The following is a 16,185-nucleotide window of genomic DNA, read 5'->3' on the forward strand; positions in this document are numbered from 1 at the left end:
ATGGCCCGCGCCCCACGTAAAAACAAAGCTCAGCCACCACTGGTAGCGAGTCACTTTCAGGATGCATTGGTACTTAATCAGTACCTCATCAGCCTGTTTGGTATCGACCCGCTGGTGACTCACAAGGATGAAGGCCGCACTGTGCGGCCACTGGAGATAATTGCCAAATCTCTGCGTAGCGTCGAGCCAGGCATAGGACCGGACGGCAAGCACCGCTTTCTGGCGAAGCTAATCTCGCACCTGCCTGCCAATGCGACATTGACCCCCGTTGAACTGGAGCGTTTTGACGCCAATCTGGTTGCGCATACGCGGGTCATCAATGCCCGTCGTAAGTACAAAGGAGAAATTGCCTGGAAGTACTTCCAGTGGCTGACTCTATTGTTTGTTGAAATCTACCTCGACCGTTATTTCAACGACCGCCAGGGTCTCTGCGCCGTACTAAATGAGTTTATCGAGCGTTTCAACCTTCATCACCAAGGCCAAGGGCGCGAAACGGGCATCGGCGCATACGCTGTTGAAGACCTCAACAAGCTCTGCCTGCAAAACGCCACGGGTAGCGGCAAAACGTTGCTCATGCATGTGAATTTGCTGCAGTTTGCCCAGCATGCGCGGGCGACCGGGCAGGCTGACGCTTTCAGCCGAGTCATTGTGCTCTCACCGAACGAACGCCTGTCCGAGCAGCACGAGCGTGAGCTCCGCGAAAACGGCTTCTACCCGGAGCCGCTGCGCCAAGAAAGCGACCTAATTTCACGCGGGCAAAATGCCCTTGATGTGCCGCTGCTGACCGAAATCACCAAACTCGCAGACGAGCAGAAGGTCAAGCAGATGGCCGTCGACAGCTTTGGCGATGCCAACTTATTGCTGGTGGACGAAGGTCACCGTGGCATGAGCGGCAGCGACTGGAAAAGTAAGCGTGACAAGCTGGCGGCCAAGGGCTTCACCTTCGAGTACTCCGCCACCTTCAAGCAGGCAGTCAAGGCAGCCAACGACCGTGTGCTGGCCGAGAGCTACGCCAAAGCAGTACTGTTCGATTACAGCTACCGCTACTTCTATGCGGACGGTTATGGGAAGGACTACCGCATCTTCAACCTGCCTAAGGATGAGCTGGCCCACAAGGACACCTACCTAGCCGCAGCCCTGCTGGGGTTTTATCAGCAGCTGCGCATGTTTACTGAGGCGGGCAATCGCTACACCGGCTACAACCTGGAAAAGCCGTTGTGGGTCTTTGTCGGCGCCAGCGTTACTGGACGCAAGGTTGATGAGGAAAGCGTATCGCCATCCGATGTGGCGCAGATCCTCGACTTCCTTGCGCGCTTTCTTGCGCACCGTGAAGCCTTCACCTCGCTCATCCATACCGTGCTCAATGGCAATAGCCAGCAGACGGGTCTGCTCGATGCCCAAGGGCACGATATTTTCGTGCAGTCGTTCCCCTACCTGAAAGGCTTGAAGCAAACCGCAGCACAGTTCTATTCCGACATCTGTCAGCGCCTATTCCATGCCCCGGGCGGCGGTCACTTGGTGATCGAGCGCGTGAAAGGCGACAGCGGAGAGTTGCTGTTGAAGGTTGGCGAAGCCGACCAACCCTTTGGCGTGATCAATGTCGGCGATGCCGCTGCGCTGGCCAAACACGTTCAGGAAGAACTGGAAAACAAGCAGTCACTGGCCGAGGTGCGACCTAGCGAATTTGGCGAGCCCGTATTTGGCGATGTACATAAACCAACCTCTCCCATTCACATGCTGGTCGGCTCGAAGAAGTTCATCGAAGGCTGGGACTGCTGGCGGGTGTCCAGCCTCGGCCTTATGCGCATGGGCCAGAGCGAAGGCGCACAGATCATTCAGCTGTTCGGACGTGGAGTGCGCCTAAAAGGCAAAGAAATGAGCCTGATGCGTACCAGCCGCTATCAACCGGTGAATCCACCAAAGGATATTCGCTTCCTGGAAACGCTGAACGTATTCGGTGTGCAAGCCGACTTCATGGCAACCTTCCGCGACTTCCTAGAAAGCGAAGGCCTACCGCCGAACGATGCACCTCATGTTGAGGAAATCACCCTCAACGTCACCCACGACTTTGGCCAGAAGCTGAAGGTCCTCCGTTCCAAGTTCCGCAAGGACACCCAGGAGCAGTATGACTTCCGTAAACATGGCCCCATCGTGGATCTCACTATCGGTGCTCTCCCTCCTGGCTTGACCAAGGGAGGAATGCCATTGGTTGTTGATCGCTTCCCACGCCTGCAGATGATCCAGGCCAAAGAGGTCATGGGCCTGGCCCCCGAGGCAATCGATAACCCACCACGTCATTTCGATGTCCTGCGCCTGTCGATGCTCGACTGGGACAAGCTGTGGTTCGATCTGGAGCGTTTCCGCCGCCAACGACACTTAGACAACGTCATCGTAAAAGCTGAAACATTACGGCTGCTGCTGGAGACCCCTGATTGGTATCGCATCCAAGTGCCGGCACATTGGTGGGCGCCCTCGATGGCAAACCTGCGCCACTGGCAGTCGATAGCTTTCGAGCTGCTCAGCGGCGCGCTTGAGCGCTGCTTCAATCACCAAAAGCGAAAATACCTCGATCCCCGCATGGAGCTGGTTCTGCTGACCCGCGATAACGATAACCTGCCGGCTGACGACATTAACTACCACCTGATCGTCGAGGCCACCGAGCAATACCTAATCGACGACATTAAGGCGCTGAAGGAAGAGCTCGCTCAAGTTGGCTGGCGTGATCATGGGTACGTACAGGGCTTGAAGCTTGCCGCTCACCTCTACGAGCCACTGCTATCCAGTGAGAAAGTGAAGATCCAACCTGTCGCCCTCAATAAGTCCGAGTTCCAATTCGTCGACGATTTGCGCCTCTGGCTGGAAGCCCACGAAGCAAGCCTTGCCGAACGTGGCGAACGTATTTTCCTGCTGCGCAACCTGGTCAAGCAGGGCGTTGGCTTCTTTGAGGCCGGTAATTTTTATCCTGACTTCATACTTTGGAGCCTGAAGGCGGATGGCAGCCAACGCATCTGTTTCATCGATCCTCATGGACTAGAACACGAAGGTCCCGGCAGCGACAAAATTCAGCTCTCGCAGAACATTAAGGATCTGGAAGCGCGCTTGAGTGACCCAGGCGTGAAGCTGGAGTCGATCATCCTGTCGCCGAGCACAAACCGCATGCGGATCGAATACCTGTGGAGCCAACAAGGTCTGCCGGTACCTGATTTGAACGCTCTGCATGTCTTCTTCATTGGAGAGCCGGACTACATCAGCAAAGTAATGGCGTTGGTGCTGCCTTAAGACTTTATTGCAGTCATTGAAGTGAAGCCCCCGCCCTTCACTTCAATGATCAAAAAGCTCTAACACCAGAATGAAATGGTCATCGCGAGCAATGCTCGGAGGAAAAAAATGACGTCGCACCACCTTGGCTCCGCGATGGTGGCTCAATGGCTGCTCCTGCTCGACACTCAAGGGCTGAAAAAGGTATACGTTCAGGCTCGGTGCTGTTGAACGATATCGCATTAGACCATAGCGATTGCATGCTCTACCTCGCTTGCCACTCAGACAGACAAAGCTTAGCGAGCGACATAGCGACTCCAAGGACACGGGAAATGGACCTACATATTTTAAAGTCTCGATTACAAGCTCATCTCGGTGATGGGCTTGTCACGATTGTGGGGTCAGGCGTTTCTTGTGCTGAAGGCTTGCCAGGTATGGGAGAGTTGGCGGATTACCTCTTGGCCAATGTAGGGCATGGACTCAGTGATGCAGACGCTGCTTCGTGGTCAGCGGCATCGCAACTTATCTCGACCAAAGGTTTGGAAGCTGCGTTACTAGCCGCACCACCTACGCCTCAGCTTGAAGCGTCAATTTCTGCGGCAACTGGCCGGCTCATTTCAGAGCGGGAACGTACCGTCGTGTCTGAAGTGTTCACCGGCAAGCGGAAGCTCCGACTGACGCGATTGCTTATGCACTTGGTCAAACCAGCGGCGGGCATGACTATAGTAACGACAAACTATGACCGCCTAGTTGAGATCGCAGCTGAGGAGGCCGACATTGGTGCCGACACGATGTTTATCGGGCGATTTGCGGGACAGCTTAATGAGCGCGAGAGCCAAATGAGCTTTTGCCGCGCGGCCACTGTCAAGCCTCGACGAGCGGCAGTGTCATTGCAATATCGGCCACGGGCTCTCATTTGCAAACCGCATGGAAGCCTGGATTGGTATTTGCGAGCTGGGCGCCCTGTCTGCTATGGGGGAGATTTGCCAGATGCTGTTCGGTTGATTATCACGCCAGGACAGAACAAATTCAGAAATGGGTATGAAAGCCCGTTCGATCTGCACCGTGCTCGTGCAAATGAAGCTATTGACCGGGCCGGCCGCTACTTGATTCTTGGTTACGGCTTCAATGACGATCACCTAGAAACACACCTGACCCCAGGCATTAAAAGTGGTAAGCCCACTCTCATGCTTACCCGTTCCCTTTCCGCCGTGGCACGACAAATGGCGCTCATGCACGCCAACGTGATCGCCATTGAGCATTCAATCGTAGGCGGGGTTGCAGGTACCGCCGTCATTGCTGAACAAAAGGAGTTCTTTTTTCCAGACATCGGAATTTGGGACGTAGATTCATTCGTAACGGAGGTTCTTGAGCCATGACTGATACGCCTGCAGCACTGCAATTTGCTGAGCCTGACGTGCTCGGTCGCGTCTCCTCTGTGGATACAAGCCGAGTAGCTGTAGATGTTTCGAACTCAGTTCTGTTAACACGGATCGGCATCGGTAACCTCATTGCCATCAAAGGCAGCACCGAAAGAGAGTTTTTGATTGCCATTACCGAGCGGGTTACACGTACCTTAAGCGATGATCTCCCTGATGAGCTGCCAGTTGAAGGTGAAGAGCTACCCCTTATGGCCGTACCGACGGATACAGTTCGGGGGGCACTGATTGGTACCTTCAGGACGGTCGACGGTGCTAAGAAAAATACGTTCAAGCGGGGCGCTGACAGTTTCCCGCAAATTGACCGCGAGTGTTATGTCATTGAGGGCGCAAATCTTCAGCGGTTCATGGGAATTCTCGGAGCAGACTACCCCGAAAACGAGAGATTGAAATTAGGGGTCTTTGTCGCTGACCGAACTGCTGAAGCCATTGCTAGTGGCGACAAGTTCTTTCAACGGCATGCGGCAATTTTGGGGAGCACTGGTTCCGGTAAGAGTTACGCAGTCGCCCTGATTTTGGAGCGGGCAGCACAGCTCAAATACCCGAATATAATTGTATTTGATATGCACGGGGAGTACGCCCCGTTGGCCGACGCAGCCAAGGGGGGCTATGCGACGCGCATTCGCATCGCCGGACCTGGTGACTTGGCCGCCCCAAAAGACGACGCACTATTTCTGCCGTATTGGTTACTCAATCGCGACGAAATGCTGTCGATGATTCTCGACCGTAGCGATCAAAACGCTCCAAACCAGGCATCTAGGTTTACCTCTCACGTCCGAGCACTGAAGCAGAAAACGCTTGAGTTGGAAGGTAAGAACGATGTCGCAAAGACATTCACCGTTGACTCGCCGATCCCCTACGCAATCGCAGATCTTCTTGCCGTCCTGAATACAGACAACACGGCAAAAGGTGTGGGCAAGACCGGCCCAGTCAAGGGTGAGTGGGAAGACAAGCTGACACGTTTTATATCGCGAATGGAAGCCAAGCTCGAAGACCGTCGCTATGGCTTTATGTTCTCTCCCCCAGCAGTAGCAAATACTTACGGGTGGCTGGCAGCACAGATTACCCGGTTGTTGGGGTCGAACAGTGGCAAGGGCATTAAAATTATCGATTTTTCGGAAGTCCCATCAGATGTCTTGCCTGTAGTGACAGGGACACTTGCTCGACTGCTCTACGACGTGCAGTTTTGGATGACTGCTGAAAAACGCACACCCGTTACGTTACTTTGCGACGAAGCGCACTTGTACTTGCCTGTCCGAGACGATGCGGATGCGGTTCAACGACAAGCGCTTGGAGCCTTCGAGCGGATAGCGAAGGAAGGGCGAAAGTATGGCTTCTCACTCCTTGTTGTCAGTCAGCGCCCTTCAGACGTCAGTAGAACGATTTTGAGCCAATGCAACAATTTCTTAGCGCTGCGACTTACCAACGACGTAGACCAAAGCGTTATCAAGCGCCTAATGCCAGACTCGTTAGCAGGCTTGACTAGCGTCCTTCCGTTACTAGATACAGGCGAAGCTTTAATGCTAGGGGATGCAGTACTCCTACCATCACGCATCAAATTGGACCTCCCCAGCATCACACCTGACAGCGCAACCCGTGACTTCTGGAAAGACTGGGGTTCTCAAGCGCCTGATATGGAAGCGTTGGCAAAGGCCGTTGAATCGCTGAGAAGTCAGACTAAAAACGTGGATGGTTAACGTAGCAGTGCATCTCGCAGAGCAAGAGTGGGGGGATAAATGGGGGGACAGAAACCGCTACCCCCATCAACCCTAGTAAAATAAGGCCTTAACCAACCAATAACGCCGCCCACAAGCCGGCTTTTTAATGCCCGGAATAATCCCCCTTCCCCTTGCACCAACCTCAGCCCCCTCATCAACAACGAGCTACAGCACCGCACTCCTTGTAGCAGCAGGCGAAGCCTGCGTCCGGCTGCGAAGCAGTCGTAAAATCAGGCAACCGGTTCTTTCAGGAAGACCGTGTATAGCGGATATACGAGGACTTCGGTTGAGCGCGACCCCGGCTCGAACGCAGCCTCGCAGGCTCGGCAGCTGCTACGGATGAGATAAAGGTCTCAGCAGTGCCGAGACTATTTCCCCTCACGGATAACTAAACCCCTTAACCAACGTCAACTCCCCCACCGCCCGCATCGGCACCAGGAACGTTTCCATCTTCTCATCAGGCGTCCCCTCCTCCGTAATCACCGTCACTTGCGCGGTGGTCAGCGGCTGAACCGCATCCTCCTGCCCTTCGTCATCACTGCGATACCCGCCACCGTAGTAGTTCACATACACCAGGTATTGCCCCTTGATCGGCGCTGGCATGGCGAAGATTTCCGGGCCGTAGCCGGTGGTCACGTCCACATCCAGCGCCGCACCATTGGGCGCGACACGATCGCCGTACCAGATGTGTGCGCCATCGGGGGTGACGAGGTGCAAGTCCAGATCCGTGCCGTCGCTGTCCCAGGCCAGCAGCACACGCAACTTGGCTGGGGTGGCGCCGCCGTTGGCATTGAGGAACTGGGTGCGGTGGCGTTGTTGGCCATCGGGGCTGCGGACTTCAACGCTGTTGCTGCCTTTGGGGAATGAGAACGGGCGGTCGAAGCGACCGGCGGGGTCGATCTTCAGTGGCATGCTGACGCCGTTGACGATCAGCTTGCCGGGTTCATTGCTCTTGGGGGTGGATTGGATCTGGCCGGTAATGCGCGCCGTGTTGGCCTGGCCCACCGGGGTGTTAACCGACGAAGCCGGGTAATTGACCGTCTGACGAAAGCTTTCGCCTTCGCCTTCAGGAGCGCCGGTACGCCAGCCGCCAATGGGCGTATCAAGTTTGACGGCGGCAAATGTCGCTGGCAGTACGCAAAAAGCGCAAAGGAACAGCAAGACCTGTGGATAACGGAGTTTCATGGCCTATTCCAGCAAGAGGTGGCGGGCGAGCCCTTCGATGTAGGTTTCATCCTGGCCGTTGGGGTGTGCTTCGAAGGCCAGGTGCAGGTATTCGTGGGTCAGGTCGAGGCGGTCTTGCAACGACAGCACGCCGCGCACGTAGATGCGCTGACGTTCGCGGTCGACAAACGGACGACCGAAGGCCAGGCGGCAGACGGCGAAGGTGCTGACTTCGTTGTAGCCGACTTCGCTTTCGAGTCGTTGGCGCCAGCCACGGCGCTGGTTTTGCAGCCAGTCTTGCGCGGCGGGCAGCGCTTCGCAGGAGGCGACCGGGTTGTCCCAGCGACTGAGGCTGGCGCGCGGGTAGGCGTGCAGCAAAATGGCGTCGTAGCGTTGGCCGGCATTGGCTTGTTCGACGGCTTGCTGCCAGGAGAGTTTGTCTGGCCCCGGTTGGTCGGAGTGATAGGTGACGGCGGTGCCGGCGAGCACCAGGTCGCTGGTCCACGCGGCGATGTTGCGCGATTCAGTGGCGGCCGGACGTGGCGCAACGCGTTGACGGCTGCTGCTGTCGTCGATGCTCAGACAATCGCCGTTGCGAGTGGCGTTTTGCAGCAGGTAGGTGCGGATCGCGACGGCCAGGGCTTTGGCCGCTTCGACGGGCTCGGGCCTGGCTTCACGCTGCAGGACGCGGGCGACGTATTCTTCACGATCGAGGCGCGCGACGAGTTTATCTTTGAGCAAGAACAACTCGCCGTCGCTGTGGATATCGAGTTGATTGCCGTTGGCGAATTCGACGCGATAGTCGCCTTGCAAGGGGCCGGGCGCTATAACGCGGTCGCCCGCCAGCACACGTTTCAGCGGATAACGCGCAAACAGACCGACCTCAACGCACTTGCCCGCCTCCGCTGGCCACGACGAGGGCAGCACTGTCGCCAGCGACTGCCCATATGTGCGCAAGACCATCTGACTGGTGCCGCGTCCACCGGCCCAGATCGGCGTGCCGTCCGCCGTCCAGCCCGCGAATCCGCCCTGACGCGACGAAGGATCCTGCTCCCCCAGCCAGCTCCAGGTTTTCACCCGCAACCGACCACCGAGTTCGCCCACGACATTGCCGTCAGCCGCATTGAGCACTACATCGAGCAACACCCTTCGCGCCTGATCCTGCGCCGGCATCACGGCCAACACCTTCAACAACTCCGCCACCGGTACGCGGGTCTGCGGTTGCAACGACGGCAAATCCAGCAACCACTTTGGCGCTTGTCTGGCCTGCCAATACGCACGCCAATCAGCGTCGGCAATGCCCAACCGCGCAGGCTCGAAATACAACCCGCAAGACTTCACTAACGCCTGATCGCGCCCGATCGTGCCGCCCGCCGTGCAGCAATAAACTTCTTCCTTCGATTGCCCGCGACACTCATAAGCCGGCTCACGCGCGCCGGTGTCCACCAGCCAGCCGTAGACAAACAACTTCCACAGGCTGCCCAACGGCGTCTGCACATCGGCAGGTAATGGCTCACGCGAGATCACCTGAGTCCGGTTCAACGCAAGCAATTCGCCCTTGAAGCCCAGGCGCAACGGCTCGTCCTGCGCTGTCGCCAGCGCAGGGATCAAACACAGCAACCACCAGACCAGACGCCGGGTCATGTCAGTTGACCGTGACCTGACCGAGCGCCGGCTTCTGTTCCTGAGCCTGATGCTGTGGCGCGTAGACCTGCGTGAAGCGCACCGGTGGCAGGTTGAACTGGCCTTTTTGCGAGAAGCGCACCAGATGACGCAGGCGCAACTCGCCGCTCAGCGCATCCACTGGCACCGCATACGCCATTTGCCCCGGCTCGAAACGGGCCTTCTCCAGCGCCGTCGGTTCGGTGCCGGCCTTGCCCATCAGCTTGATGCCCCACGTGGTGCGCTCGACGTCCGCACCCGGTGGCAGTGGCACTTCGAGCATGCCGTAGCGCAGCGGTTTCGCGGCTTTGCTGGTGATGATCACTTCGTCCAGATACAGGCTATCGCTGGACAACGGCTTGGTGCCAACCGCTTCCAGTTTGAATTCGAACGCTTCATCACCCGGCACCAGACGCGACAGGCGACGGGTGATGGTCACAGCCATCGGATCAACCGCGGGTTGCTTGGTCTGGAAGCTCAACATGGCGCGCAGCGGGCGCTCTTGCGTCCCGGTCAGCGACAACACCGCCGGCACAGGCGAAGGGCCCTGCCACGTCCAATACATCTCACCGGTATCACCATAACGTTTCTTCCAGCCCTCACCCGGTGCCAGTGCGATGGTCGGAGAGGCCTGCTCGATGCTGCGTTGCAACCAGGTCAACGCCAAGGCGCGTTCCAGGGTCGATTGCTGTGGCAACAGGCGTTGCAACAACGCTTGTGCATGCGCCTGATCGAAAGCTTGCAGCGACAGGTTCAGGGCTTCGACAAACGGTTGAGCGCTGGCGGCCACTTGCTGTTGTGCAGCGTCCACTTGACGGCTGAACGCCGGGGGCAGATTGACCTTGGCCTGACGCGCCAAAGACGCAGTCAGCACCCGAGCACTGGCCAGCCCCAAGGCCGAATCCGGATCGTTCATCACCAGGCTCTCTGCGCCATCGTCCATGACGCTCGCCGCATTGCCTTCGCCGGCTTTCACCAGGTCGTCGATCAAACCGCTGAGCAGCGTGTTCACCGGCAATTGCATCTGTTTGGCAAACGACAGAATCAACGCCCGCTGCAACAGCGGCGTGTTCTGCGCCTGTTTCGCGTACACCTCCAACACCCGCTGCCAGTGCTCCGGCGGCAGGCTCAGTTCCAGCACTTTGCTGGCGTGCCAGTCGGCGTAATAGGCGTAAGCGGTGAGGAACGCATCCGGCTCGCCGTCAAAGCCCCACCAGGTGAAGCTCGCCGACGGCCCGGCCATTTGCACCAGACGCAGGCGGCTGTTCTGCATGATCAAACGCAAGCGATCACGGATCTGCGGGTTCGACGACAGCGTTGGATAGGCGATGCTCAGCGGCAGCAAACGACTGGCGGTTTGTTCGACGCCGCCGTACGGATAGCTCAACAGATCATCAAGGGCCGAGCGGAACACTGCTTGCGGGCTGTCATCCAGGCGCAGGCGAATATCCGTGGCGTCCGTCGGCAAGGTCAGTGGCGTATCACCGCTGGCCACGTCCAGGCTTTGGCTTTGAGTCACCTGCCAGCCTTCACCGGTCGCGGTCAGGCGCACGGCCAAGGCGTCAGCGGTTTTGCCGTCCTGCACCAGCTCGGCGGTCCACTCGCCATTGGCCAAGGTGAACGCCGGCAATGTGATGTAGTTGACGCCGTTGTTCAGTGTGACCGGCACACGTTGCTCGGCACCTGCGTAATGAATCACCAGCTCAGCCTTGACCGGTTTCTCGGCCTGACTGAAAGCGAACACGCCAAGATCCGGTTTGTCGCCGTTGCGGAATTTGGTCGGGCCACTCCACTTCAGGTACAACGGTTTTTCCGAGCGCACGAATTGCTTCTTCTGCCCGACCTGGCCGTCATCGGCGATGGCGCGGGCGGTAATGCGCCAGCGGGTCAAGGAGTCCGGCATCTTGAAGGTGAAACGGGTTTTGCCGTTGGCGTCGGTGATCAATTCCGGCTGCCACGCGGCGGTGTCGACGTCTTCGCGACGCGGCCGCTCCAGCACTTTCACCCCACGCTCGCTGCGGTTGGCTTTGCCCGGTGCACCCGGGCTGCCCGGCAGTGCCACGTCGTAGCTGATGAACGACAAACTGGCGCTGGTGCGCACGTTGTTGCGGCGTGGATGGTAGAAAAACTGGTCGATGGTCGGTGCCACTTCCGGTTGCAGTGCGTAGATCATTTCGTCGACCACGCTGACCGTCAGGTGCGCCGGAATCGGCTTGCCGGCGAACTGCGTGGTCAGGTCCACGGACACGGTATCGCCGGGCTGATACGCCTCTTTATCGGTGACGATGGCCACGTCGATCTGCGGCGCGACAACTTTGATGCCCGCGTTCTGGAAGCTGTATTGGCCACCCTTGGTGTAAAGAACCGAGAACGTCAGGTTCGGCGCAAAGTTGTCCTTCACCGCGATGCGCGCGCGGTATTGGGTGTCGCTGAGTTTTTCCATCTTCAGCCAGTCGCCGCCCTTGGACAGCAACGCCGTGGCCTCGACCTTGTCACGCTCGAGCGACAACAACGCATCGCTGACCGGCTCGGGGAAAGTGATCAACGCGAGGGCTTCGTCGCCGGCCTTGTACTCGGGTTTGTCGAGGACGATTTCCACCGTGCCGGGCACGGCTTTGACGCCATCGCCAGTGACCGAATGGCCGGTCGCGCCAAGCACCCGACCATGATCATCCTTCAGCGTCAGGTTGTAAGTGCCCGGACGATCGAAAGCCAGGCTGAAGCCTTTATCTTTTGCGGTGAGTTTGCCTTCGCCAGTGGTCTGATCCTCGAGCCGCACCCAGTTGTAGCTGCTCGGGCTGACCGCTTTGCTCTGCTCGCTGCCACCTTCGTTGGCATAGCTGAAGGCAACCTTGTCGCCCACCGCGCTGAACCGTTGCGGCGCGCTCAGGCGGAAACTGGCGGCACCACGGTCGATGAGGATTTCCTTGGTGGTCTTGACCCGATACGCCGCGCCATCGCTGGCGAACACGGTGAGCATGTAGCGGCTCGGTTTCTCGGCGGCGGGCAAATCGAGGCTCGCGTTGCCCTTGGCGTCGGTGGTCAGTTCGGCGCTGGTCAGCTCCACCGGGAATTGCCCGAGGTATTGCAGCTCGTTGTCGACCATCGACAGTTGTTGGGCGCGCAGGCTCAGGCTCAACTTGGCGTTGGCCACCGGTTTACCGTCCGGGTACAACAACACCAGACTGCCTTTGACCGGTTCGCCGGTGCGGTAATCCTGCTTGGCCAGGTTCAGGGAAATCTCGAAGTGCGGCTTGATGTATTCGGCGACGCGGAAGGCGCTGCTGTAGGCCTGATCCTTGTAGCTGAAACGCAGCTCATAACCGCCCGCCACCGCATTGTCCGGCAACTGGAAACGGCCCTGAGTACCGGCCTTGGAATCGAGTTTCAGCGCCAACGATTGCAGCGCCGTGCCGGTGGCATCGAGCACCGTCACATTGACGTCGGCAGCGGTCGGCGCCACGGAATCCCGGGCATTCTTGAACTCGCGGCCGACGATTTTCAGCGACACCCAATCACCCGGCCGGTACAGCGGCCGATCGGTAAACGCATAGAGTTTGGTGTCGTAGATTTCGCTGTCGTAGTAGAAGTTCTCGGAGACGAACACCCCGCCCTCTTCGTCCTCGCCGATCACGAACGAACGCTCCGGGCTGACGTGTTTCAGGCGCAGCAAACCATCAGCGTCAGTAGCGCCACTGCTCATCACGCCCAGGCCGTCGGTCCACAGCACATTGACCTTGGGCACCGAGCTGCCTTCGTGTTTGCGCGCGGCCCACACCAACAGTTCATCACCAGCAATCTTGCTCACGGCCACGGTGTTGGAGACGAACACCATGGTGGTCGCGCGGTACTTGCCGATCAGCGCTTCCACCAGATACAAGCCCGGTTTCAGATTGCCCAACGGGATGTAAACGTTGCCCGGCGCGACGCTGACGAACTCGCTGGAAGAACCGATCAGCTTCACGCCTTCAGGCGGCTGGATCGGTTTGGCTTGCCATAGCGGATAACGGAATTGACTGACCACCGGCAGGCCCGGAATCAAGGCGAATTGTGGCTGTGCGTCGTAGGGCGTTGGCGCGGCAATCGCGGTGCCCATCTTCAGTTCCGGCACTTCCTCGGTGACTTGTTGGCGCGACTCGTAGGAAAACGCCCGCTGCATCACCCGACGGGATTTGCGGTACCAGTTGTCCCACAGGTACGCGAGGGTGTTCGACAGGCCTTCGCCCTTGAACTGGCCGTCGCTGACCACCCGATGCAGGTTCTTCTGGCGCTTGAGGAAATCCAGCGGCTTGTCGATGCGATACACCCGAATGTCGGCGCCACCGTAAGGCTCCATGCGGAACCGGCGATAGTCACGACCCGGTGCTTCGAGACGCACCATCGCCTGTTCGTCGCTGGCGAAACTGCTGTCGGCCAACAGGAAAAAACTTTCACCGGCCACCGGCGTATAGCCGCTCGGTTCGACGGTGTCTTCAGCGTTGACCGTGGCCAGCGGTATGAACAGGGCCAGCAACAAAGGCAGTTTTGAGCAAATGCGCAGCATGCGGGCACCGATCATTGGGAGAGAAAGTTCAGTCGATAGACGCCGATGAAGTTGGGGTTGGCTGCGTCGGGTATCCATCGGGTGTCCTTCCATGTCATGAGTTGCTGCAGGCTTGCGGAGCGCATGCCGTTGTCGGTGGGGGTAGTGGTGCCGGTGTGATAGGCAATGAAGCGGCCCATCCAGATCATCAGGTGCTGGTCGTCGCCCTGATCGAAAAACATCAAATCGCCGGGCCGGGCCAGGGCCAGATCACGGCCGACCAGATGGCTGTTGAACTGAATCAGTTTGATTGCGTTGACGTAAGGCCCGACCTTGCCGCCGCCCTGCTGCCATTGCTGGGCGAGGCCGCGTTGGGCGTCACTCAGTTGCAGCTCCGGCGGTAGGTAGCGGTTGGACAGGCCATTGCTGCGCAGCCATTTGTCGTCATGGACTTTCAGCGCTTCGTTGGCGGCAAATCGCACCAGCCCGGCGCAGTCCTGCTGATACCAGCGCGGGCTCGGGCCTTGGGTCAGTTGTTCCTGAGCGATGCGCACGAACCAGGCGCGGAATACCTGGGATTGCTGCGGGTCGAGCGCTGCGGCTTCGCTGGCGAATGTGCGCGTCCCCAGCAGCAACGCCAGCAGACCGAGGCCTCGGATGAGTGCGGTCACAGGGCTTTCCACTCCAGCGGCAGCCATTGCCAATGACCGTCGGGCTCGCTGCCTTTGGGCAGGGTCAGGGCGTATTTGCCATAGCCACCGAGGGTGCGCAGTTTCGGGATCAGGTAGGTTTGCGCGGCGTTGTAGAACACCGGTTCCATGTCCTGCGGCAGGCTGTCGAGGGTTTCCTGTTGCATCAGTTGCGCCATGGAATCCGGGCCGAAATAGATCGGCATCAGCAGGTCTTTCGGCAACACATCAGCCAGCGGCGGGAAGCGTTTGTCGAGGGTGCCCAGCGCTTTGTCGACGAGTTTGTCGTCGAGGGAGAACAACAGCGTCGAACCGTGGCGCGCGAGACTTACGCGCATGAAAGCTTTGCCGGTGATCGCGTCTGGTTGCTCGGCATCCTTGGCCTTGTAGGGACCGAAGTTGGAGCTGACCTGGCGCTGCCACTGATGGGTTTTACCGTCCTGTTTCTCGACCACCGGGAATGCGTGATCGGCGACATTGCCTTCGTAGGCGCCGACCATCGAGCCGAACAGGTTGCCCAAGTCACCGTCAAGTTTGGCGCCGTCATCGTCACTCAGGCTGGCCACCAGCAGCGGCGTGTACAGCCGCGAGTCGGCGTACCAGCACAGACCAGCGGCACCGGCCATGTGTTCGGTCAGGGCCTGGGCCACGGACTCTTCAGCGCCAAGTTTCACCAGCAGCGGTTTCTGTTGTTCGGCGGCCAGCGGCAAGGCCACGCAAGCGCTAGCGCCCATCGGCATGGCTTGCCAGATCGGTTTGAAATCGAAATCAGGCTGGTTGTCCAGTTCGTCCATGGCGAGGAAGCTGTGCCAGCCCTTGTCGTCCATGTCGAAACGCAGACCGGCGAAGTTCGGGATGAAGCGCTGGTAACCCATGGCCAATACGCTGGAATTGACCGAGAGGCGTTGTTTTACCTCGGGCGCACGCGGCGGCAGGCCGAAGGCTTCAGGGAACAGTTTGTCGCCGTTGAGCAAGGCGGCGATCGCCTTGGTCGAAACGCCGCCGGTTTCCTCCAAAGCACCGTTCTCCGGTTCGTAGAGTTTGGCCGGATTGGACAGCACCACCAATTTGTCGCCATGGGAAGCGAACACCAACGACTTGCTGGCGTTGTAGTTGAGCTGATAGAGGGTGACGGCGTCGGCACCGACTTTCACTTCGCCGAGCTTGCTCAGTTGCGAATCATCCAGCGCCACTTTCGCCAGCGGCTCCAGCACCTTGGCCAGCCCGCCGCGATCCATCACCAACAGGAAATCCTTGAGGCGCCCATCCGCCCCGCGCCACAGCGCCACATCCGCTGGTTGGTCGAAGAGCTGTTCGATCAGGCTGTCCTGCAGCTTCAGGTCATGCTCGTAAATGATCCGCCGCAGGCTGCCTATCAAACCCAGGCGATCGGCGTGGGCTTCGTAATAGAAGACGAAATCTTCGGTCAGGGTTTCCTTGAGGAACGGCACGGCCAGCAGATCCTTGGGCAACTGGCTCAGGGAATGGGTTTCGAGCAGACCGTCCGGGCGGCTCATGCCCAGTTTGTCACTGGCCAACTGCGCAGGCGGAGCCTTGGGTTTGTGCAGGAACCACCCCAAGCCGCCCGCCACGCCTGCCACCAGGCATAGCCCGATGACCAGCGCCGGCCAACGGCAGGAAGTGTTGGCAGCAGGTGCGGCGGCCGGGGAAGCGGCTGGTGGAATCGTGTTATCACTCATGTTCACGCTCATTTTCACAAGGCTGAATTCAAC

The 16,185-nt window shown here is 58.7% G+C and carries 8 protein-coding genes; 3 read left to right on the forward strand and 5 right to left on the reverse strand.

Annotation, left to right across the window (positions count from 1 at the left end):
* From PMI21_RS26425 to PMI21_RS26415, 3 genes are all read left to right on the forward strand, one after another.
* Complete coding sequence (locus PMI21_RS26425) at positions 1-3,279, forward strand: DEAD/DEAH box helicase family protein (protein WP_007933582.1); 3,279 nt, start codon at positions 1-3, stop codon at positions 3,277-3,279.
* Positions 3,280-3,590: 311 nt separating this feature from the next.
* Positions 3,591-4,637 carry an SIR2 family protein gene (locus PMI21_RS26420; protein WP_007933583.1) on the forward strand — a complete coding sequence of 349 codons (1,047 nt, stop codon included), beginning with the start codon at positions 3,591-3,593 and terminating at the stop codon, positions 4,635-4,637.
* A complete protein-coding gene (locus tag PMI21_RS26415; protein WP_007933584.1) occupies positions 4,634-6,394 on the forward strand; it encodes an ATP-binding protein in 1,761 nt (586 codons plus the stop codon). The genes PMI21_RS26420 and PMI21_RS26415 overlap by 4 nt, the downstream gene beginning before the upstream one ends.
* Positions 6,395-6,793: 399 nt before the next feature.
* Here PMI21_RS26415 and PMI21_RS26410 read toward each other — a convergent pair whose 3' ends face one another.
* The 5 genes from PMI21_RS26410 to PMI21_RS26390 are packed head-to-tail and all read right to left on the reverse strand — an operon-like array spanning position 6,794 to position 16,152.
* The gene (locus PMI21_RS26410) at positions 6,794-7,600 is read right to left on the reverse strand and encodes a YfaP family protein (protein WP_007933585.1); all 807 of its coding nucleotides are present in this window, start codon (positions 7,598-7,600) and stop codon (positions 6,794-6,796) included.
* 3 nt (positions 7,601-7,603) lie between these two features.
* Positions 7,604-9,223, reverse strand: coding sequence for a DUF2300 domain-containing protein (locus PMI21_RS26405; protein WP_007933586.1), 1,620 nt, complete (start codon positions 9,221-9,223; stop codon positions 7,604-7,606).
* Position 9,224: 1 nt separating this feature from the next.
* Positions 9,225-13,799, reverse strand: a complete 4,575-nt coding sequence (locus tag PMI21_RS26400; RefSeq protein WP_007933587.1) for an alpha-2-macroglobulin family protein — start codon at positions 13,797-13,799, stop codon at positions 9,225-9,227.
* Positions 13,796-14,461, reverse strand: coding sequence for a DUF1175 domain-containing protein (locus PMI21_RS26395; RefSeq protein ID WP_033063783.1), 666 nt, complete (start codon positions 14,459-14,461; stop codon positions 13,796-13,798). Before PMI21_RS26395 ends, PMI21_RS26400 begins: the two co-directional genes overlap by 4 nt.
* Entirely contained in the window at positions 14,431-16,152 is a 1,722-nt protein-coding gene (locus PMI21_RS26390; protein ID WP_007933589.1) for a DUF2138 domain-containing protein, read from the reverse strand. The genes PMI21_RS26395 and PMI21_RS26390 overlap by 31 nt, the downstream gene beginning before the upstream one ends.
* Positions 16,153-16,185 lie beyond the last annotated feature (33 nt).

This window comes from Pseudomonas sp. GM18, assembly GCF_000282195.1.
Classification (GTDB): Bacteria; Pseudomonadota; Gammaproteobacteria; order Pseudomonadales; family Pseudomonadaceae; genus Aquipseudomonas.